This window comes from Deltaproteobacteria bacterium, from assembly GCA_018668695.1.
Classification (GTDB): Bacteria; Myxococcota; XYA12-FULL-58-9; order XYA12-FULL-58-9; family JABJBS01; genus JABJBS01.
In genome coordinates, this window is sequence record JABJBS010000302.1 from 1 (window position 1) to 20,397 (window position 20,397).

General features: G+C 51.1%; 16 protein-coding genes. 8 read left to right on the forward strand and 8 right to left on the reverse strand.

What is annotated here, in order from left to right; all coding sequences use genetic code 11:
* On the reverse strand, nt 1-1,209 hold a 1,209-nt coding region (locus HOK28_16090), incomplete at its 3' end, for an RNA-binding transcriptional accessory protein (GenBank protein ID MBT6434620.1).
* A 56-nt stretch (nt 1,210-1,265) separates the two neighbouring features.
* Nucleotides 1,266-2,624, reverse strand: a complete 1,359-nt coding sequence (locus HOK28_16095; protein ID MBT6434621.1) for a sigma-54-dependent Fis family transcriptional regulator — start codon at nt 2,622-2,624, stop codon at nt 1,266-1,268.
* A gap of 55 nt (nt 2,625-2,679) precedes the next feature.
* On the opposite strand from HOK28_16095, the gene HOK28_16100 reads away from it, so the two are divergent.
* Together HOK28_16100 and HOK28_16105 are read left to right on the forward strand one after the other, a co-directional pair.
* On the forward strand, nt 2,680-4,353 hold the full coding sequence (locus HOK28_16100) for a hypothetical protein (protein ID MBT6434622.1): 1,674 nt from the start codon (nt 2,680-2,682) through the stop codon (nt 4,351-4,353).
* An 82-nt stretch (nt 4,354-4,435) separates the two neighbouring features.
* A complete protein-coding gene (locus tag HOK28_16105) occupies nt 4,436-4,663 on the forward strand; it encodes a DNA-directed RNA polymerase subunit omega (protein MBT6434623.1) in 228 nt (75 codons plus the stop codon).
* Here HOK28_16105 and HOK28_16110 read toward each other — a convergent pair.
* The 5 genes from HOK28_16110 to HOK28_16130 all read right to left on the reverse strand — a co-directional run bounded on the left by HOK28_16110 (nt 4,660) and on the right by HOK28_16130 (nt 9,453).
* Nucleotides 4,660-5,313 carry a hypothetical protein gene (locus HOK28_16110; protein MBT6434624.1) on the reverse strand — a complete coding sequence of 218 codons (654 nt, stop codon included), beginning with the start codon at nt 5,311-5,313 and terminating at the stop codon, nt 4,660-4,662. The two genes, HOK28_16105 and HOK28_16110, sit on opposite strands and share 4 nt — an antisense overlap.
* Nucleotides 5,303-5,914: a hypothetical protein gene (locus tag HOK28_16115; GenBank protein ID MBT6434625.1), complete on the reverse strand. Its 612-nt coding sequence runs from the start codon at nt 5,912-5,914 to the stop codon at nt 5,303-5,305. Before HOK28_16115 ends, HOK28_16110 begins: the two co-directional genes overlap by 11 nt.
* A gap of 183 nt (nt 5,915-6,097) precedes the next feature.
* Nucleotides 6,098-6,595: a hypothetical protein gene (locus HOK28_16120; protein MBT6434626.1), complete on the reverse strand. Its 498-nt coding sequence runs from the start codon at nt 6,593-6,595 to the stop codon at nt 6,098-6,100.
* A gap of 79 nt (nt 6,596-6,674) precedes the next feature.
* Entirely contained in the window at nt 6,675-7,376 is a 702-nt protein-coding gene (locus tag HOK28_16125; protein ID MBT6434627.1) for a hypothetical protein, read from the reverse strand.
* Between the two features lie 28 nt (nt 7,377-7,404).
* Entirely contained in the window at nt 7,405-9,453 is a 2,049-nt protein-coding gene (locus HOK28_16130; GenBank protein MBT6434628.1) for a DEAD/DEAH box helicase, read from the reverse strand.
* A 379-nt stretch (nt 9,454-9,832) separates the two neighbouring features.
* On the opposite strand from HOK28_16130, the gene HOK28_16135 reads away from it, so the two are divergent.
* The 6 genes from HOK28_16135 to HOK28_16160 all read left to right on the forward strand — a co-directional run bounded on the left by HOK28_16135 (nt 9,833) and on the right by HOK28_16160 (nt 17,847).
* Complete coding sequence (locus HOK28_16135; GenBank protein ID MBT6434629.1) at nt 9,833-12,040, forward strand: hypothetical protein; 2,208 nt, start codon at nt 9,833-9,835, stop codon at nt 12,038-12,040.
* A gap of 72 nt (nt 12,041-12,112) precedes the next feature.
* Nucleotides 12,113-12,646, forward strand: coding sequence for a 6-carboxytetrahydropterin synthase (locus tag HOK28_16140; GenBank protein ID MBT6434630.1), 534 nt, complete (start codon nt 12,113-12,115; stop codon nt 12,644-12,646).
* 62 nt (nt 12,647-12,708) lie between these two features.
* Nucleotides 12,709-13,335 (forward strand): DTW domain-containing protein, encoded by a 627-nt coding sequence (locus HOK28_16145; GenBank protein MBT6434631.1) that lies wholly within the window; start codon nt 12,709-12,711, stop codon nt 13,333-13,335.
* Nucleotides 13,336-13,633: 298 nt separating this feature from the next.
* The gene (locus tag HOK28_16150) at nt 13,634-15,196 is read left to right on the forward strand and encodes a DEAD/DEAH box helicase (GenBank protein MBT6434632.1); all 1,563 of its coding nucleotides are present in this window, start codon (nt 13,634-13,636) and stop codon (nt 15,194-15,196) included.
* Between the two features lie 57 nt (nt 15,197-15,253).
* On the forward strand, nt 15,254-16,864 hold the full coding sequence (locus HOK28_16155; protein MBT6434633.1) for an ATP-binding cassette domain-containing protein: 1,611 nt from the start codon (nt 15,254-15,256) through the stop codon (nt 16,862-16,864).
* Nucleotides 16,864-17,847, forward strand: coding sequence for an RluA family pseudouridine synthase (locus HOK28_16160; protein ID MBT6434634.1), 984 nt, complete (start codon nt 16,864-16,866; stop codon nt 17,845-17,847). The genes HOK28_16155 and HOK28_16160 overlap by 1 nt, the downstream gene beginning before the upstream one ends.
* Here HOK28_16160 and HOK28_16165 read toward each other — a convergent pair.
* Nucleotides 17,844-20,354 carry a S8 family serine peptidase gene (locus HOK28_16165; protein MBT6434635.1) on the reverse strand — a complete coding sequence of 837 codons (2,511 nt, stop codon included), beginning with the start codon at nt 20,352-20,354 and terminating at the stop codon, nt 17,844-17,846. The two genes, HOK28_16160 and HOK28_16165, sit on opposite strands and share 4 nt — an antisense overlap.
* Between the last annotated feature and the right edge of the window lie 43 nt (nt 20,355-20,397).

The window sequence follows — 20,397 nt, forward strand, 5'->3', positions numbered from 1 at the left end:
ATCCCGTAGAACCTTCTTAACGAAAGTCTCAGTTTCGCGGCCACCGGTTCCGTTACCAACTGCAATGGCACGAGGCTTATGCTTTTCGATAAGGCCCGCCAAGATAGTTTCAGCTTCCAGCGCATCCCGTTGTCCACGTGAGATAAAGAGCGTGGTTGTTTCTATAAAACGTCCCGTGCCATCTAAGGCGACACACTTGCTTCCTGTTCGAAGGCCAGGGTCAATCCCGATCACGCCCCGTGCACCAAAGGGTGCTGCCAAAAGCAGGTCACGCATATTCGAAGCAAAGATTTCTACCGCAGCACGGTCAGACTTCATTTTAACTTCGGCTCGGATGTCTGTTTCGAGCGTAGGCGCTAGGAGACGGTTATAGGCATCGTCTACGGCCTGAATCAGCTGGGCTGAAAATGTGGAACCTTTGGCCCACTCCATTATTCCCAAAAGACGGCTCTTGAGAGGCTCTGAGTCAAGTTCAACTGTAACGCGCAGTGCGCCCTCTCGCTCTCCACGACGAATCGCCAAAAAGCGGTGAGATGGAATATCGGACACAGGCTCACTGAAAGTATAGTACTGCTCGAATCGACTTCGCTTTTCCTTGAATTCACTCGTAACGACCGAAGTTAAAACACCTTGATTCATCAAGGCATCACGAACCAGTTGCCGAGACTCCGAACGTTCGGAAACAGCTTCAGCCACAATATCCCGGGCCCCTTTAAGGGCAGCTTCGATATCCGCAACTTCCTTCTCCAGGTTGATAAAAAGTGCCGCCGCCTGCTCTGGCGTGCCTTCTATCGGTTGCTGAAGAATGAGATCAGCCAATGGTTCCAACCCTCGCTCACGAGCAATGGTGGCTCTTGTTCGACGCTTTGGCTTAAACGGCAAGTAGATGTCTTCAAGCTTGCTCTTGGTATCACAAGCTAAGATACGTTTTTCCAAGGCATCTGACAGCTTACCCTGCTCCTTGATGGAAGCTAAAACGGTTGAACGCCGGTCTTCCAAGTCTACAATGTACTGATTGCGCTCTTGGATAGCTTCTACAGCAACCTCGTCCAGGCCACCCGTAACCTCTTTACGGTATCGCGCGATAAACGGAATGGTATTGCCATCCGCCAAGAGCTTAAGTACCGCTGAAACACCTGGTAACGGCAAATTCAGTTCGGAAGCAATAATGGGTCCTGTTTGAACGCGAACAGTAGCTTTTTGAGACATAGGCACCTTCAAAGACGACTCAGAGTCGTCCGCTGTAAGAATTTATGGTTCGATTTTTACTCGTCGAGCTTTCGATAGATGGTCCGGCTGGCAATGCCCAATAACCTGGCTGCCAACTTTTTGTCACCGCCCGTTCGCTCAAGTGTGCCGCGTATAATACGACGCTCGACTTCATCCAAGGGGGTTCCGTATGGAATCAAGAATCCTTCACTTTCGGACGTGCTTTGAGCCGTGCTCGACTCCCGAATACTTGCGGGTAAGTCATCAATACCGATGACATCTGCCCTACTCAGAACGACCGCCCGCTCGATGGAATTCTCAAGTTCTCGCACGTTACCCGGCCAAGGATAAGCATCCAGCGCTCGCATGGCAGCTTCGGCGAACCCACGCATCGGTTTATCATTTTTCACCGAAAATTTCGTGAGAAAATATTGTGCCAAAACGGGTACATCACCCTGCCGTAATCTTAGCGCTGGGACCTCAATTTCGATTACGTTTAAACGGTAAAAGAGGTCTTCTCGAAAATCCCCGATTTCAACCGCCTCTTTAAGCTGGCGATTGGTTGCCGCAACGACCCGAACATCAACGGGAATCACAGACTGACCACCCAGACGCTCAATCTCGCCCTCTTGAAGGGCCCGTAAAAGTCGAACTTGAACAGCAGATGACGTTTCACCAATCTCGTCCAAAAAGAGCGTACCGCCATTGGCTCGTTCGAAACGACCTTCGCGACGTTCCGTGGCCCCCGTAAATGCCCCTTTTTCATGTCCGAACAGTTCACTCTCGAGTAAAGCCTCAGGCAAAGCAGCACAATTGACTGCAACAAATGGCTTATCGGCGCGATCACTCACCTGATGAATATGGCGCGCTAGCAATTCTTTACCCGTGCCGCTCTCACCCGTAACCAAGATAGTGGCCCGAGAAGGAGCAGCTTGACCAGCCATATCAAGGGTCGCTTGAATAGCATTGGATTGACCAACTACCGGGCCCAGCGACGCGACATCTATCGAATCTCTCAGAACTTTGTTCTCAGCCACCAAGGCGCGCCTCTCCAGCGCTCTTTGAACAGATTTTACTACAATGGCTCGCTTAAGAGGCTTACTGATGAAGTCGTAAGCTCCTTCACGCATACATTCTACCGCGTTATCGACGGTTCCAAAGGCCGTCATCATAACCATCTCAGTAGAAGGACTGATCGCTTTGATAGCTCGGAGCAGCTCTATACCACTCATTTTGGGCATCATAATGTCCGACAAGACAAGGTCGACCCGCTTCGTTGAACGAACGTGTTCCAATGCCTCTACACCGCTATCTGTCGTGGTCACACGGTAGTTTTCGCGCTCAAATATCTTCTGGAGTGAATCCAGAATTCCTCGCTCGTCGTCCACAACCAGGATATGGGCTTGTTCTTGCATCGTTGGGCATCTAACGTCACCTTGCGGTACACTGCAACCATAATTGGAAGGGTTCATGTCACTACTTCGCGGACAACCGGCAATGGACGCCGCAAAGCGTATACTCGATTCAGCGGATCCCTTCGCCTGCATCGAGGTCGATCCCGATGCACTGGCCGGTAAACCCATTACAATATTATGTATCGGTCACAGCCAAGATACAGCGTTGATCGATGCCCGCCAGACACCAGAACTTGGAGAATTGCTGGCCAGCCAACCACTCTTTGGTGCCTATCAGGCCAAGCTAACTCACCGTGCCCTCCTACGTACCTTCAAAACCGGGCCTGAACGTTGGGCCTGCGCCATGCTTGTGGAGCAACTCATTGCTGGCGGGAGACGCGAACCCCTTGAATTGGACGCAATCGCTCAAAAATACCTTACGAAATCGATGCCCGAAGCGGATGAAGGATTTGATGCCATTCGGCTACGCACTCAAGGGATAGCACAGCTGCTTCAATGCCAAATCGAGAGCATCAACGAAGAAAAGCTACGAACGGTCTCGAAGATTGAAGCTCAGGCAGTCGCCCCCATCGCTGAGATGGAAGAAATGGGCATGCCATTAGACACCGCTAAATGGCGCTCACTAACGCAAGATGCTCAGGCTAAATTAGACGAAATCAGCCGTCACCTGCAAAATTTCATGACCAAAAATGCGCCCAAAGACCTTTTTGGGAAGGCATCCATTAATCTAGAAAGTCATGCCGAGCTTAAGCAAGCCCTCAATGCCATGGGTATTCAGGTCCCCAACACACGACGCGACACATTGAGACAGCTGCCACCACCCCTGGGCCCTTGGCTCACACGCCACAGTGAGCTGAGCAAAGTGGTCTCGACCTATGGAAATTCGTTTCTCAAATACGCCACGGAGCACAACCGAATCCATCCAAGTTTTGCCCAAATCGGTGCAAGCACCGGCCGAATGGCCTGCCACTCTCCAAACCTACAAGCCATTCCAAAGGATTCTGAACACCGAGATTGCTTCCACAGCGATACCGGCCGGATGATGGTGGTTGCAGATTATGCCACGTGCGAGCTTCGAATCCTGGCCGAAATGAGCGGAGACCCCGTCTTTCGAGAGGCTTTTGCTCGAGGCGATGATCTTCACTCAACGGTTGCGACCAGCCTGTTTAATAAGCCAGTCAGCAAAACCCAAAACTCAGACTTAAGGCACCGCGCAAAGGCCGTAAACTTTGGGCTCGTCTACGGCATGGGAGCCGGTGGACTTGCGAAAACGCTTCAGGTGAACCCGCAACAGTCTCGAGAATTACTCAATCAATACTTCCGTACCTTCCCAAAAATAAAGGACTTCTTGGAAAACCAAGCTTACCTGTCTTTGGAGCGAGGTTATTCGGAAACACTAAGCGGCCGGCGACTTTACTTAGACTTCGATCCTACAGATTCAAGCGCCAGAGCGCAGGCGGAGCGGATTGCCAAGAATATGCCTATTCAAGGGACCAGTGCCGATATAACAAAGTTAGCGCTCGCCTTAGTATGGAAGAAAACTCGTTTAATTCCAGATGCTTATATCGTTAATGCGGTCCATGATGAAATCGTGGTGGAATGCAACGAGGGCGATACGGAAGAGGTGGCGCGAGTGGTTCAACAAGAAATGCTTCACGCTGGCCAGACCCTGCTTAAAGAGGTGCCTATGGAGGTAGATATCGAAATCGGTAAGATCTGGTCTAAATAGGCGGCTCAACAATGAAATATCTGGGTTGACGTCGCCAATTAGGCTATGTTAATCGCTGCGTTCGCTTTGAGGAGATTTTAAGATGGCACGTGTTACGGTAGAAGACTGTTTAGATCATATTGATAATCGATTTGCATTGGTGATTCTTGCAGCTCAGCGCTCTCGCCAGTTGCTCAAGGGCGCCAAGCCAACAGTCGAGCATACAAAAAATAAAGCAGCGGTTCTTTCGTTACGCGAAATTGCTGCAGGTCACGTCTACTCTGACTCCGACCTCATCGATGTGCTTAGCCAAGACATGAAAAACGTCTAAGCAGCTCTCATCTTTTCCGACAGTCCCAGTCTATAAAAGTCACGTACGCGGTGTCTCATTGCGTCTAAATTGTGGCGTCTACTAAAGTCCCGACCGAGTTGCGTACAAAACCGTTCAGCCGCCTTTGAAGCACGGTGATAAGTATCCGCCTGTTCTTCAGGAACGTCATCACGCAAAGCATAACGTCGAAACAATGCCCTATTCAGTGCGGCCGCCGATTCATCCATTGCAGCACCCTGCTCGACTAAGAGTGTCCATCCACGAACAAATTTGTCCACTTCAGCCTGGAGTTCTAATTCCAAATGACTCACTGGCCGGCCTCGTTGGGCCCGCCAAATCAGGAAAATGAAGTGGCTTACACCCTCGGCCGCAATCCAAAAGTTTTCGAGATTTCCAATGTGAAGAGATTGACGGGGGTCATCGTGGGCAAGTGAATCGATGATACTCGGCTCGATATAAAGCGCCAATTCCATTCCCTCATCATTTTGAGAAATGAAGAACTGCTCGGGCAAGCCTTTTACATGCCCCGGAATCTCGTCGCGTATCTCCTCGTCCACAAGAAAATCGCGAACGTCTGGGCATGTATCGAGTGCATACAGATCTTCGAAGGAAGCCTGTAGATAGGAAAGTATATGGATTTTATTGCTCATACTCACCTGTCGTATCAAAAGCAGTTAATAAGCCTTTTTCGAGGAGTTGCTGGTAAAGCCTTGGATCTTTGGTAACAACCCAACGTTCATACAGCTTAAGAAGCTCTGCATCCTCACTCTTCGACTCCCGTGAGCCTTCAGACACGACGTTCAAGATATTGACCAAGGCAGGAAATGCTTGCGCCAACTCGCGATAGATTTCACTGAATGTGTTGCCACGCGCGTAACCCGAGACCAAGTTGCCAAGGCTTGAATACGCGTGTCCTCCCATAGTGATGTAATAATCGACGTCGACCACTGAACTCTCAATGGATTCGACGAAGAAACCCGCCGTATAGAGAGCACCATCACCAAGTTCTTTTAAAATCGAGATGCGTTCAACGGCGCCCGCCTCCAAAGCGCGCTTGTAGGTTAGCGCGAGGGGCTCACCACCGAGACCTTGTTGTTCTGTCGGATTTGAGTAATCGCAGAGTAAATTAACGAGATAAAACTCAACGACTTCCTCCATCTGGATTCCGAGTTCGTTGCGGGCGTCGGTCACCTGCTCCCGGAAGAATCCTTCCAGGTCACTACTTACAATTAAGCTCCCTGCATCGCTCATACAAAGTCCCCCCCCACCAAAGACTCCACGCCAGTCTTTGCTCCAGTTCAGGTTTCGGTTCGGCAAACATAGACCGTCGGTCCGTAGACCAGTCTTACTATAAGTCTAACCGACATCGTCGGATCGGCAAAGAATCTGAACTAAAACAAACCACATAAAGCTCTAAAGGTAGGGAGAGGTAGGTTAGTCGACCACGTATAAAAAGGAGGCTGTGCCCTGAAACCAAGATGGTAACCCCAGATTTAGCTCACCACCCATAGCGACCGACCAACTGGGGTCGAGATGGTACCTTAGGGCCAACGCAGTTCGTAGACCGCCACCGATACCTTGCCCACCATCACCCATAACGGCAAAGCCACCTACAGTGAACTCAGGTACGATTGTCCAGACGTCGATGGCACCGGTGAAGCCTAATGAGATATTCGGGTTGAAAGAGATATCAGAAATAAATGTACCAAGGGCGATATCTAAATGAAGCCAGTCTAATAACCCGAGCCTAAACGCAAACTGCGGGTTCGCAAAGATCCAAGTATCGATCCCCTCGGGAGGCGGACCACTTCCGTTGTCAACTTCAGTATACCCAACTCCAAGGTTTCCACCGACCGCGATATCACCGAAATCGGCAAAAGCAGGTGCCGTGAAACAAAAACATGTGAGACAAAAAGCAATGAAGGTCTTCATGCTAGATGCTACCGTGAGTAATCGTTTGAAGCCAAGCAGGCCAAGCAATTTAGGGTAAACCGAGAGAGAGAGAGAGAGCTTAAGCGCTTACTGCAACCGGCTCTAATTCCGACGCTTCTTCCTCGGCCTTTTTAGTGGCCTCAAAAGCTTGGCGAACTTCATCGACAACCTGGCTCAAAACCTTTTTGGCGTTATCCGACAAAGCCGGATGCTGCGTGACCAAGGTTTCAAAGCGCTCGCCGAGAAGCAGCGCTTTACGTAAATCTTCGCTTCCACCTACCTCTTTCGGAGCACGTGGCTTTCCGCGAAACGCATCAGGATCAATCTCACGAAAACGTTTCACAACAGCGTGCCGAGTTGGGTTAGCGCCGTCCTCAAACACTTCTTCGCGAATCGCCTGGACATCCTCGTCCGATACTTTCGCTCGGTCTCTTGCTCGCGTCAGTAGATCGACCACATCCAATGGAGGTAAATCTTTCTGCTGTCGGGTCTGCAATGCTTCCGGCTCGTGCTCCTTTAGAAAGGAGTAGCTTCGTGTAAGCTTGCTGGCCGTATCGGACCGTAATCGTAACTCTCGGCGAGCATACGCTTCGAAGTTTACGTAGCCCCACTCCTTGTATGCGTTTGAATCACGAACTGTTGTGAGAATCTCACCCAAGATTACCCAGGAAGCTTTAAAATCACGAGCCGCAGCGAGCACACGAAAACGCTCTGAGGACGGCTCAAGCGTCCCCAGTAGGTTTTCCATCTCAACTTCGGCCTTGGAACGACGCCGCGTCATACGGGTGTCTCCTTAGCGTTAAGTTAGATTAAGCAATAGATACAGAAAGAATCTTTTTACCAATTTGAGCACCGTCAACACGCTCTACCAAGAGATCTGCAACCTCAGGTGTCGTTTTGAGAACGGCGTGATTGCGCTTAGATTCAATCTCGCTAACGATTCCATCGTTGAGTCCTGCGAGTGAAGTAATCTTCTTCGCAATGGCACCACGACCCTTAAAGCCGTCGTCAAAACCGATGTTCACTTTGAGGTGGCGCATACCATCCTCTGCGGGTGCAGTAGCAGTTTCACCACCACCGGATGCTGCTTGCTCGTTACGCTCGCCACGTGGCTTACGATCTCGGCCGCCGCGACCACCACGGTCGTTGCGGTCATTACGGTCGTTACGCTCACCACCATCTTCACGGCCACCGCGACGACGACGGCGACGACGGCTTCTGCCATCATCGTCATCTCCACCATTTTCGCCACGTGCTTCCCGATTCTCATCAGGATTGCGGTCACGCTTTTGCGGACGCGGCCCATTGCCACTCTTCGTTGCATCAGCGGCTTGCTGGCCGAAGTATGACTTGAGTAGGAATGCTACAATTTCAGCGGAATCCTCATTCTTGATGATATCTTCAGCTGCTGGACGGTGCTGGCTAGTCTCTGCGACTGATGCCTTATCGAGTAAATCTTTCATAATTCTCTCACTCCTCTTCCGGAGGACAATTTCTTCGTTTGGAAGTTCAATTTCGGTAAATTTAACATTAAATTTTCGCTCTAATACCGTGTAGGTACCCAAGCCTTTACCATCAACAAGGCTAACGGCCTTGCCACTGCGACCTGCGCGACCAGTACGGCCTACGCGATGCAAGTAAACTTCCGAGAATTCCGGTAGTGAATAGTTGTAAACATGCGATAGGTGCTCAATATCAATGCCGCGAGCAGCAATATCGGTAGCGACCATGTAGCGAAGTGCTCCGCTCTTGATCCGTCCCATAACACGTTCACGTTCACGCTGACGAAAACTTCCGCTCAACGCTTCTGCTACAAACCCATTTTGACATAGGTACTTTGCAATAACCTCTGTCTCATTTCGGGTGTTACAGAAAACAATTGCACTGCTTGGTCGTTCTTCTTCCAGCAGATAAAGCAATTGACGTGGCTTCGGGAGGTCGGGCAACACGTGGAAGATGGTATTATCGATACCGTCTACTGTGAGCACGTCTCCGGAAACATCGACTCGCACAGGGTCTTTTAGATAATGTGCAGCCGCTTTCGCAATTTGGTACGGCAGAGTCGCTGAAAATAGCATGACTTGGCGTCCTTCAGGGCACTGCTCTAGGAGTGACGTTACATCATCCCAAAAGCCCATCGAGAGCATCTCATCAGCTTCATCCAAAACAGCCGTCTGAATACCTTCTAGCGAAACATTCTTACGCCGAATATGATCAAGCAGACGACCCGGTGTAGCAATCAGGATATCAATTCCTGATTTCAACGCACCAACTTGTCTCGATAACGGAACGCCACCGTAAACCGCAAAAATCTTATTGCCGTTCGCCTCGCCGACCCGTCGAAATTCCTGAGCTACTTGGTGAGCAAGCTCACGCGTAGGTGTCAGAACCAAGACCTTTGGCTTACAAGGCTCACCACAACCTGGCTCGAATCGCTCTAAGATCGGTAAACCAAACCCGAGAGTCTTTCCGCTACCGGTCTTAGCTTGTACAACGAGGTCGCTTCCCTTCAACGCAGCATCGATGACTTCTTCTTGAACATCCGTTGGATATTCGTATTTCATCTCTGCGAGCGCTTCTTTTAGCTTGTCCCCGATCGGAAAGTCACTGAAAGGACGTTCCGAGAAGATCAAGCCATTGCGAGCCACCGGCGCCTCTTCGTCTGTTGTTTGAGCTTCGGAGTCCTCAGTAGCTGCTTGAGCCTCAGGAGCAGAGTCATCATCAGTCGTCACAGCTTCAGCCGCTTCAACTTCAGTAACCTCCGAATTTTCTTTAACTTCTTCGATCGCCTCTGCTTGGGCAACCACCTCTTCTTTGGGCAGATCTTGTGCGTCTGCCTCCGTAACTGTCTCTGGCATTTAAAACCTTACCATGCGCCGTGTTTGCGGTGTTTTAGCGCTTTCCCCAATAAAAACTTAAGTTTAGCTTTCAAATGGCACCATGTGCCTTACCTCAACCGATCCGTTTCATGGACCCGCAGTGTCCCAGCTCGTCGGGAGGTCTTTGTGTGACTATGCACCACATGCGGGACTACGTCAAACCGATTCATCTCAACACTCAAAACAGCTAACGCGCTGCATCATGCTTGATCATCAAAAGTTGGTATAAGGGCATGGAATACAAGCTGTTTCAAAAAGCTGGCTGGACACAGAAACCTACGCTGGTAAGCTTCAATGACGAATCGATGCGGCGATGACCGCGATAAATAAATGATGTGAGGCAATGAATTCAATGCAAATGACACTTATTAGACAGACCATGCTCATCACCCTCAGTGGTATCATCCTAGCTTGGGTCCTTGGTTCTGGCTGCTCTAAAGAAGATGTCCTGGCGCCAAAACCCGACTGGTCCTGCATGGAGTCTGGTACACGTCCGGCCCTTGGAGATTCTCCTTGTTCAGATGGCCAGCGTTTCGTCAAAGGGATGTGCGTTGAGGCTCGTTGTGACGCCGGAGAGTTGGCTCCAAATTGTTGCCCCGGCCAGTTCTGCGATCCCGGTGGTTCTTGTCAAACAGCAGCCTCGCGTATCACAGAATGTGGTTCCGATGCCGATTGCGAAGGTGGGCAACGCTGCCTAGACCGCCCTTACATCCAACACTCCGCCAGTGAGACAACATTCTCTTGCGGGTGGCCGTCCGTTGATTCAACAGGTGCCTGTCCAAGTGGTGGCGTGGCATTTAACGAGCGCTGCGTTAACGCTGCTCCCTGCGAAGGTGGCTGTTCCGATGGCCAGGTCTGCAACATCGACACCAACCGTTGTGAAAGTACCCCTACCCTTAGCGCGACCGAGACCAGCTGCTCTCAAGACTGCGGAAGCTCCGCCATTCTTGTTTATGCAGATCCAGATAGCATGCTCTTCGACCAGTGCTGTGAAGTTTCCTGCCGATGCGAAACGTTACCACCACTCAATCCGGGTGCCTGGGGGCGCTTCGCGGATATCTCAGCTTCAGAATCAGGAGCAGTCGTATCAGCTTACGACACAACCTACGGCGACCTTATTTTTGCAACACACGGCAATTTGTCAGGTGCCCTTGAGTCTATCGAATACATCGACGGCGTACCGACCAGCGGCACCGTTGTCGCCGACCCCGCAGGTCCACGAGATGGTATCGCAGACCCAGGTGAAGACGTAGGTCAGCACACGGCAATCGCAACCGTCAATGGAGTCAGCTATATCTCTTACTACGACGTTGCCAATCAAAGCTTAAAGCTTGCTCATGGCTCTTCTGGAGCTTTTGAAACATTTACCGTCGATGATTCTATGGGCGATGTTGGGCGCTATACTTCTATCGTCGTTGATGGCAGCGGCATGATTCACATTAGCTATTATGCACACCGCCGGTCGGTAACGGCTGCAGACGGATCCACCGTTGAAGTTACGGGACCGATGTATGCTCGTTCTACAACCGCCACGCCAAGCTCAGGTGACGATTTTGAGATTCATCCGGTTGAAGAAGTTACCTCATGCAATGGAATGTGCTTAGAAAACGAAGTCTGTGTATCTCAAAATGGTTTAGCAACCTGCAACCTTGTGTCTGAAGCGTGCGAGGCATGCGAGTGCGGTGAAAGCTGCGTTGATGCGGGCGGCGCCATGGAACCAGCATGCGCGCAAGTTCTTCCTGCTGGTTTCTCAGCACCTTGTGGCGGCAACTGCCCAGAGGGTGACGCTTGCGTCCGTGATGACTCGAACACCAGTGTTTGCCTTGAAGCGAGTACAGCATGTGAAACCAGCTGTGAGACAGGATTCACTTGCGTAGTGCTTGCCGATGAAACGTCCGCATGCCTATTCGCAACTCCCTACTCCGGCATATCCGGCGTGCTAGAAGGTGTTGGTCTCTTCACCTCAATCGCTATCCAAGACGACAAACCGGTCATCACTTATTACGACAGCATCCGAAAACACCTACGAGGTGCTCAAGGCGAATTTACAACGGGCAGCTCTGCTGACGCCGGCTTTACAACGGGTCCTGTAGCGTGTGTTGAAGGAGACGACGTGGGCCTTCACTCGAGCCTTGGTGTAAGCAACGATGGCGCCAGCGTAGGCATCGCCTATCAAGCCCTCGGCGGCGAAACACTGTGGGCAATGAGCGGCACATCCCTCTTCGACCCCGAGGCGACCCACGCTCAAGTTGATGACGGATTCCGAACGAGTAGCTTGCATCTTGTAGGTATGGGTGCCGATGTATCATTTGATGACACCGGAGCATTTTACATAGCCTACGGCGACCAAACTGCCAACGACCTCGTTTTGGCATTCCAAACAGCAGATGGCTGGTCGTACACCACGCTACTGAGCAACGGAGCATTTGGAAGCTTCCCGGCCATCGACATCAGCGGCCGAACCGCTTGGGTGGCCACTTACAAGCGTGAGCGTGACTCAAGCGACGACGATATCAGCTCTTTGTTGGTCCATGTGGCTGATCTTGATGCGCTGACGGCCGATTAATACGGAAGAATTTCGTTTTACCCTGTTTTCTGGTTGCTTTTTCAGGTCAACCGCGACTAAGCGGTTCTGGACATGTTTAGAATATATAAAAGCATTGACGTCGACTTTGCCCACCATATCCGTGGGCACAAGGGACACTGTATCAATATCCACGGACACACTTGGAAGTTTGAGGTTGGCCTTCATGCGGCTGAGCTCGACAAAGAGGGGTTTGTCGTCGATTTCGCGGTATTGAAGCGTGAAATCCTCAAGCCTTGTCACGATCTGCTCGACCATAGCCTCGCCATAGGCGAAGAGACTTGGAACGACATCGGTGGTTCACTGGAGCCAGTGGGTAAATTATTGCTGCAAAGTCGGATTCCCCTTCACAATACCGCAGACACCTGCGAGCGCGTGGTTACACGGCTTGGCGGTGCGGAGAATCGGTTCCCCGGTGGCATGAAAGTCACCGTGTTTCCGTTTAGTCCCACCAGCGAACGTATCGCTCAATGGCTATACAATGCAGCAGTTGACTCGATTGAAGATGAGCGCGTGAAAGTTACATTCGCTAGAATTTACGAAACGCTCCACCCAGTTGAAGCCGTTGCGGAATACCACCGCCCTTAGAGCTTGTTGGCCGACCGACCGTATGAAGCGCACCGATACATTGATAAACGCGTGAGTCACCCATGGGTACCCGTTCTAAACGCAGCGACCGCTGCCCTGCTTGCCGTATGCACGTTGCCGACTGCCTCTGTGCTCTCATTCCAAAGCTCGACTTAGAGACCCGTGTTATCGTCGTAATGCATCACCGCGAATGGAGTAAACCAACCGCGACTGCGCCCCTTTTTTCCCTCGCTGCGCCGAATTCAGAAATTAGGTTACGTGGCCGGCAGGACCAGCCATTTTCCTCCGAAGGAATAGTGACTCACGAGCGCCGCACCCTTTTACTTTACCCAAGTGATGACGCAGAAATCTTAACACCTGAACTGGTTAAACAAGATCCAAGACCCGTGACCCTGGTGGTTCCAGACGGCAGTTGGCGCCAAGCCGCAAAGTCTACGCAGCGCGAGCCCGTCCTAAAAGGTCTCAGCCGGGTAACCCTCCCCGATATGGGACCCACCCGGTATCGCTTGCGAAATGAGCCTAAGCCAGGTGGCCTTGGAACGTTCGAGGCCATTTCGCGAGCCCTCCGCATCCTTGAAGGCGAAGAAACATACTTGGCTCTCGATGCTTTGTTCAACACAATGGTTGAGCGTACCCTCACCACGCGTGGCCAACCTACTACCGACAAAGGCACTATCGGTTCGGCCTAATTCGATAAAAACGCATTCATAACAGACGATTAAGTAGAGTTATCGCAACCCAAAAACGACCAGCCAAACCCGAAACCATGTAAATAAATCAAAAAACCATCTTGTCAGACGGTTTCCCATCCACTAGTAGGGGCACACTCGGGCCCGCTTATCGAAAGCCTGCCCCGACGCACAGCAGGACCTCCATCATGTGAGGCGCGCGTCGAAACACCAAATTTATCTTTCCTATCGCTGTTGTATGGGTTTGGACGTCAAAGGGCTTAACAAGGCCCTACGGCGCTATAACCGGAGCCTTCCTATGTCTCAATCTCAAGAGCAGCCCGTCAACGGGTTCGCAAAATTCGACCTTCATCCTAACATCATGCGCGGAATTCAAAATGCTGGGTTTACTGAACCACGCCCAATCCAAGCAAAAACGCTGCCCGCGGCACTTGCTGGCGACGATATCCTCGGTCTTGCCCAAACCGGCACAGGGAAAACAGCCGGCTTTGCTATTCCAATTCTCGAGCGGATTGCTCGAGACCCATGCGAAGGCCCAACAGCCCTGATTCTTGCGCCAACACGGGAACTTGCAGCGCAAATCGCTGACGAAATCCGAACACTCGCATCGTGTACACGTATCAAGGGGATCACTATCTACGGCGGCGTTGGACAACGCCCACAAGTAGCCGGTCTGCGTCAGCGACCCGACATCATTGTCGCTTGCCCTGGTCGCTTGCTGGATCTCATCGGCCAAGGCTTCGTAAAGCTCGGCCATGTCCAAACACTCGTCCTCGATGAAGCCGACCATATGTTCGACATGGGCTTCTTGGTCTCCATTCGAAAAATATTGAAACATCTTCCGCGAAAGCGCCAGAACCTGCTTTTCTCGGCCACCATGCCTAAGGAAATTCGTCACCTCGCAGATGAAATGCTTGACGACCCAACAGTTGTAGAACTTGAAAATAAGAAGCCAATCGATCTCATCGAACAAGTTGTCTACCCCGTGCACCACCGGCGCAAAGTTCGCCTCACTGAGCATATCCTACGGACGGACGATGTAAGCCGAGCGATCATTTTCACTCGAACTAAAAGAGGTGCCAAGGCGCTTGCAGACAAACTGGACCGCGCCAACTTCAATGCCGCAGCACTCCAAGGAAACATGTCGCAAAATGCGAGAGAAAGGGTCATGCGCGGATTTAAATCAGGCAAGCTTGATATCCTCGTTGCGACCGATATCGCCGCCAGAGGTATCGATGTCTCGAAAGTGTCTCACGTAATCAACTACGATGTGCCAGACACGCCAGAAGCCTACACGCATAGAATCGGTAGAACCGGGCGAGCAGAATGCACAGGCAAAGCCTGCACCTTCATCACATCAGAAGACCGTTCGATGCTTCGCGCCATCGAGCGTCGTATCGACCAGGACATACCTCAAAACATTCTTGAAGAGTTCATTCATTGCGACGACCCCGATCCACGTAATCGAGCCACCAAGCCGAGCAATTCAGGCAGACGAAGCCACAACCGCGGTAATTCGCGAGACCAGCGTAGTAATGCATCAGGTCGTGGGCAATCTTCAAAGCCAGCACGAAAGAGAAAGCCCGACGAAAACAATTCGGACCGGCCACGCTCGAACACAAACGGCAAACCTGCACGGGCAAACTCTGAAACATCAGCTGATGCGCCGAAGCGCCTTAAGCCAAAAGCAAAGGCACCTGCCAACCGAGATGGTGAACCACGGGCTCAAAAGGCAAAGCCGGCCAGAAATCCTAGACCGGGCAACAAGCCGGCTGCAGGTGGCAACCGTCCTCCGAAAAAACGCAACAAACCAGGGCAATCAGCTTCGGTTGGCAACAGAAGAACTAGACCAAGCAGCTGAGACCAGCGCTTTGGTTCATGAAACTTAATAAGTTCTAAACAGGACGAGGATAGACAAATGATTCAGACCGATGGCTTAACACTTTCGTTCGCCGGTAGAACCCTCTTTGAAAACGTAAATATCAAGTTCACGCCTGGTAACTCATATGGGCTTATCGGTGCCAACGGTGCCGGTAAATCGACCTTTTTAAGATGTCTATCTGGCGAGCAAGAATCAAGCGGCGGAAGTGTTTCCATTCCCAAAGGTCTACGTTTGAGCATGCTCAGGCAGAACCATTTTGAGTACAATGAAGTCAAAGTTCTGGATACCGTGATCCAAGGCCACAGCCGCTTATGGAACGTGATGCAAGAAAAGGACGCGATTTACGCGAAGCCTGACTTCAATGATGACGACGGCATGAAGGCAGCCGAACTCGAGTCTGAGTTTGCTGACATGAACGGGTGGGAAGCAGAAGCGATGGCTGGGCAGCTCCTAGCAAACCTAGGAATCACAACTGCGCAGCAAGAGTTACTTGTTCAAGACCTGGAAGACAGCGAAAAAGTTCGTGTTTTGTTGGCACAGGCTTTATTCGGTGACCCTGACGTACTGCTACTCGATGAGCCTACAAACCACCTCGACGTGGACTCCATCCTGTGGCTTGAAGACTTCCTACTAAATTTCAAGAACACGGTGGTTGTGGTTTCTCACGACAGACACTTTCTTGATAAAGTTTGTACGCACATTGCCGATATCGATTTTCAGAAAGTCACACTTTTCACCGGAAACTATGCATTCTGGTATCAGACAAGTCAGATGGCCCTTACTCAGCGCCAAGACTCAAACAAGAAAAAAGAAGACAAGATGAAGGAACTAAAATCTTTCATCGCGCGCTTTAGCGCCAACGCCTCGAAGTCCAAACAAGCTACAAGCAGAAAAGCGTTGCTGGATAAAATCTCACTCGACGACATCAAACCGTCATCAAGGAAGTACCCCTACATCGTATTCAAACCTGAACGCGATCTTGGCAAAGAGGTTCTCTTTGTAGAGCATCTTACCAAGACCGTAGATGGTGAAGTGTTATTCAAAGACCTTCATTTGAATATCGGCAAGGGTGAGCGAGTCGCATTTGTTGGACCAGATCATGCAGTCACCGCCTTGATGGATATCTTGGCGGGCGAAGCGCAAGCTGACTCCGGTGAACTTCGATGGGGCCATTCTACGAACCGCGGTTACCTGCCGAAAGACCATGACACCTTCTTTAATACCGACGACAACTTGGTAAATTGGATTCGCCAATTTTCAGAGCAAAAGGAAGAAAACTTTGTTCGAAGCTTTCTTGGCCGAATGCTCTTTAGCGGTGAAGACGTTCTCAAGTGTGCAAATGTATTATCGGGCGGAGAAAAGATGCGCTGCATGTTAGCGCGAATCATGCTCCGTGACCCTAACGTTGTGCTGCTTGACAGCCCCACCAACCACCTCGACCTTGAATCAATCACGGCACTCAACAATGCCCTGACACAATTTCAGGGCACCCTACTCTTTACATCCCATGATGTGGAATTCGTAAACACGCTGGCAACCCGAGTGGTTGAACTCGACGGCACACACTTCCATGATCTGCACAAAGGGTTTGAAGAGTACCTGGCTGATGAAGCTCGCCAAGAGCGCGCTGGTATCCAGGCAAGATAATGGAAGACGCCATTCAAAGTGAGCCGGATCCTCAAGTTGTTTTGCGACAAGTCCTCAAGGATTTAGGTCTTAGCAATGCTGAAATCAAGCAGGCTGGAGCCACCGGCAAAGTGTTGGTTCGTGGCGTTCCTACCGCCGACGCTGGACGAATGGTTTATCCTGACGAAGTTCAATATATTCCTGATGCACGCAAATTAACGCCCGGCCGTGACATCGTCATACTGCATCGTGATTACAATATAGCGGTGGTCAACAAACCCAGTGGCTGGCTAAGCGTGAAAGCCAACAATCAGAAGAACAAAACAGATGTGGTTAGCTTTATCGGCAAAGTCTGTGACGACTCCTATGCGGTGCACCGACTTGACCAAGAAACATCTGGTGTGATGATGGTTGCACTGGACGAAGACAGCCAGTACCGCATCAAAGAGCTTTTTGAAGTTCATGATATTGAAAGACGTTATCTTGCCATTGTGCAAGGCCGCCCAGGAAGAAACAGCTGGACTGTTGAAAGCAATCTGGTCCGAAACCGCGGCGACGGTAAACGAGGAACCGGTGATAGCGAAGACGGAAAACGTGCAGTCACCCACTTCAAGATTATTCAGCGCCTGCGAGGAGCAACCCTCGTGGAAGCCACACTGGAAACAGGGCGTACCCACCAGGTTAGAATTCATTTAGCAGAAGCAGGGCACCCAGTCCTCGGTGATAAGCTCTACGGTAATGCCGGATCTTCAAGAAGACTACCCAGAGTTGCTCTTCATGCTGCTGTCCTCGGGTTCGACCATCCAAGCACCCAGTTAAAAATGCGATTCGATGTGCCTCTGGCCGACGACATGGAGAAGCTTCGTAGAGAACTCACTCGCCCTGAGTCGAACGGTCCTCGATTTCAAGCGGGAGCAGATGGCGCGGAAGGCCCAACAAGAGCTGGACCGACTCGCCCACCCAAGAATAAGAAGAAGACCAAAAAAGCGAGAAAAAAGCGCTAGTGCCGAACTGGCGCCAGACCCATTTTCGGCATTCGTCTTCTTAACCAGAGCCCAGACAATAGCAGTAACATCCAAGGCTGAGACTGAGTAGAAGAGCACCCTTCACCTTCAGCCGCCATACCTTCATCTCCTGTGCCGATTACTCCATCATCACCCATTTCTGAGCTGGCCTCACCGTCGTTGCCAGCCGACTGAGTATCATCAATTTCGCCGCTCTCATTATCAGACGGATTAGACTGGTTAGGATCGCTCTCGGAGCTATTCTCATCTACCGGGGGCTCACCTACAATGGGTGGTTGCTGTTCTCCACAGAGCCCATACTCATTGCAGCTCTCCCCTTCCGGGCAGCCCGCATACTCACAAGACTGCCAACAGACTCCATCATTTTCATCGATGGGATAACAGGAATAGCCCTCGCGGCAATCAGCGTTGTAAAGACAATCATCTAAGCACAGATTGACGCTGCCCATATCAATGCAGCTGTCGTTCTCGCCGCATGGGTCCGAGTCACAAACATCACCGCAAAATCCGCCATGTAGGTCGTATGTATTTTCGTCGTAACAGGAATTACCATCGGCGCAATCTGAATTATTTAAACAAGCCGCTCCGGCCGGTCCAGCATTACCATTCACGCAATCGCCCGAATATTCGTCGCAGACATATCCTTCTGCACACCCAGAAACCGTGCAAGACGGCACGCATCCAGTTTGTCCTGCTTCCAAATCAAGGCAGTCGTAGCCGTCACGACAATCACTGGTTTGCGAACATCCATCATAACAAATGGATGTGTCACCACCAACGTCGACACAGATATCTCCCGAAGGGCAGGATGCGCTGCAGTAAGTTGTGCAATACCCGCCAGGGTAATCATATTGAGACTGTGTGATACAAAAACCATTACTTGGACATTCATTATCGGCCAAACAAGGTGCTCCAACTAGGCCGGCATCCGGCGCGCAGTCGGAGTCGTTTTCATCAACCTGTCCGTCGCAATCATCATCGGTACCATTCCCGCAATCTTCAGGGGATGGAACGCAAGGGTTGGTTCCCGCTGCTAACTGGATAGCGGTGTACGCATTGATTCGGCCATTCCCATAGTAAGGGCTGAAGCCGTCCGAATATGACACATTACCAACTTTATCTGCTGACCCATTCATAATCTGAAACACGTCGGCACGGCTAAGACCTGGGTTTAAGCCAAGCACAAGGCCAACGACGCCAGCGGCAACCGGGCACGCTGCACTTGTACCGCCAAAACTATAGCTATAATCATTGTTGCTGTATCCGTTGTATCCACCAATATCCGTCGTTACCGAACCGGCTGGCGCGACGAAGTCGAGTTCCCAACCGAAATTTGAATAATCTTCTTTGCTACCATTGCTACCCGTTGCTCCTACTCCCAGCACCAACGGATGGCTGGCCAGTTCATAACTGTAGTTCTCCCGGTACTCATTACCGGCAGCAAACATAACAATCGCACCCAAACCACCACGTCCATTTTGAGCAGCATATTGGATTGCCTCTTCCATATTGGGTTGAACTTCAGTGGCCTGCCCTGCGCCCCAGCTATTTGAAAGAACATGAGCGCCTTTATCAACTGCCCATACAAATGCATCAACATCGGCGCCATAACGGCCCCAACCTTGCTCGCCCATAATACGAATGGGAATGATGGAGCAGTTGGGACAAACGCCTGCTATACCCTCACCATTGTCGGTCTGAGCCGCTGCCAAGCCCGCACACGCTGTACCATGCGCATCGTTGCCATCGGGATTTGGGTTATAATCTTGGTCCAATGCATCGTAGGGTTCTACGAGCTTTCCGTAGAGATCCGGATGGTCGAGATCCACACCGGAATCAATAATTGCGATTCGAATACCAGCGTTACCCTGCTCCGAGTTCCAGGCGCCTTGCACCGAGATCTGGTCAAGGTGCCACTGGTATCCTTCAAGTTCATCGTTCGGATTAAACATGCGCGATTTTTTGTAGATAAAATCAGGATGCGCAAAACGCACCTGCCCTGACTCCACCAAACGGTTCGCCACTTCAAGCACTTGGGCCGGGTCTTTAACTTGCACATCGTACCAACCCAAGGTTGGGTGAGTTGCCTTAACTGAAGCGCCTCCGAGGGCCTGGACAGTCGTTTCTATGGTCGCGAGAGGACGTTGAGGATCAAAACCGGCATTCACCCTGCCATCCGATACGTAAATATCGTCGAACCCGGGTCTCCGAAATACGGTGAGCTGAGCCATCTTGTGCAGTGTTGTCATTTTAACGAGCCACTGTGCATCCGCGATAGCTTCGCGCTTGATGAGGTAATCGTTCCGATAGATGCGCTCGGCGTTTACGTTTCGAAGCATGCGTAGGACCGCGCCCTCGGGCTCTCCGTCAAGACTGCGCAAGACGACGGTATCCCGGACAGAGACGAGTTCAACCTCACCGACCGTGCTGTGATAATAATTTGGCGAGGACGCGAGAAAGAGCGTTAAAACCAAAGAACTGAGCATCGTTACCTCTTATGAATCCACCTGTGCCTGAGGAGCATGGCAC

Excerpts from the sequence above, each read along its gene's own strand:
- HOK28_16095 (MBT6434621.1), bottom strand. The coding sequence starts at position 2,624 with ATGCAAGAACAAGCCCATATCCTGGTTGTGGACGACGAGCGAGGAATT.
- HOK28_16100 (MBT6434622.1), top strand. The coding sequence starts at position 2,680 with ATGTCACTACTTCGCGGACAACCGGCAATGGACGCCGCAAAGCGTATA.
- HOK28_16105 (MBT6434623.1), top strand. The coding sequence starts at position 4,436 with ATGGCACGTGTTACGGTAGAAGACTGTTTAGATCATATTGATAATCGA.
- HOK28_16110 (MBT6434624.1), bottom strand. The coding sequence starts at position 5,313 with ATGAGCAATAAAATCCATATACTTTCCTATCTACAGGCTTCCTTCGAA.
- HOK28_16115 (MBT6434625.1), bottom strand. The coding sequence starts at position 5,914 with ATGAGCGATGCAGGGAGCTTAATTGTAAGTAGTGACCTGGAAGGATTC.
- HOK28_16120 (MBT6434626.1), bottom strand. The coding sequence starts at position 6,595 with ATGAAGACCTTCATTGCTTTTTGTCTCACATGTTTTTGTTTCACGGCA.
- HOK28_16125 (MBT6434627.1), bottom strand. The coding sequence starts at position 7,376 with ATGACGCGGCGTCGTTCCAAGGCCGAAGTTGAGATGGAAAACCTACTG.
- HOK28_16130 (MBT6434628.1), bottom strand. The coding sequence starts at position 9,453 with ATGCCAGAGACAGTTACGGAGGCAGACGCACAAGATCTGCCCAAAGAA.
- HOK28_16135 (MBT6434629.1), top strand. The coding sequence starts at position 9,833 with ATGACACTTATTAGACAGACCATGCTCATCACCCTCAGTGGTATCATC.
- HOK28_16140 (MBT6434630.1), top strand. The coding sequence starts at position 12,113 with ATGTTTAGAATATATAAAAGCATTGACGTCGACTTTGCCCACCATATC.
- HOK28_16145 (MBT6434631.1), top strand. The coding sequence starts at position 12,709 with ATGGGTACCCGTTCTAAACGCAGCGACCGCTGCCCTGCTTGCCGTATG.
- HOK28_16150 (MBT6434632.1), top strand. The coding sequence starts at position 13,634 with ATGTCTCAATCTCAAGAGCAGCCCGTCAACGGGTTCGCAAAATTCGAC.
- HOK28_16155 (MBT6434633.1), top strand. The coding sequence starts at position 15,254 with ATGATTCAGACCGATGGCTTAACACTTTCGTTCGCCGGTAGAACCCTC.
- HOK28_16160 (MBT6434634.1), top strand. The coding sequence starts at position 16,864 with ATGGAAGACGCCATTCAAAGTGAGCCGGATCCTCAAGTTGTTTTGCGA.
- HOK28_16165 (MBT6434635.1), bottom strand. The coding sequence starts at position 20,354 with ATGCTCAGTTCTTTGGTTTTAACGCTCTTTCTCGCGTCCTCGCCAAAT.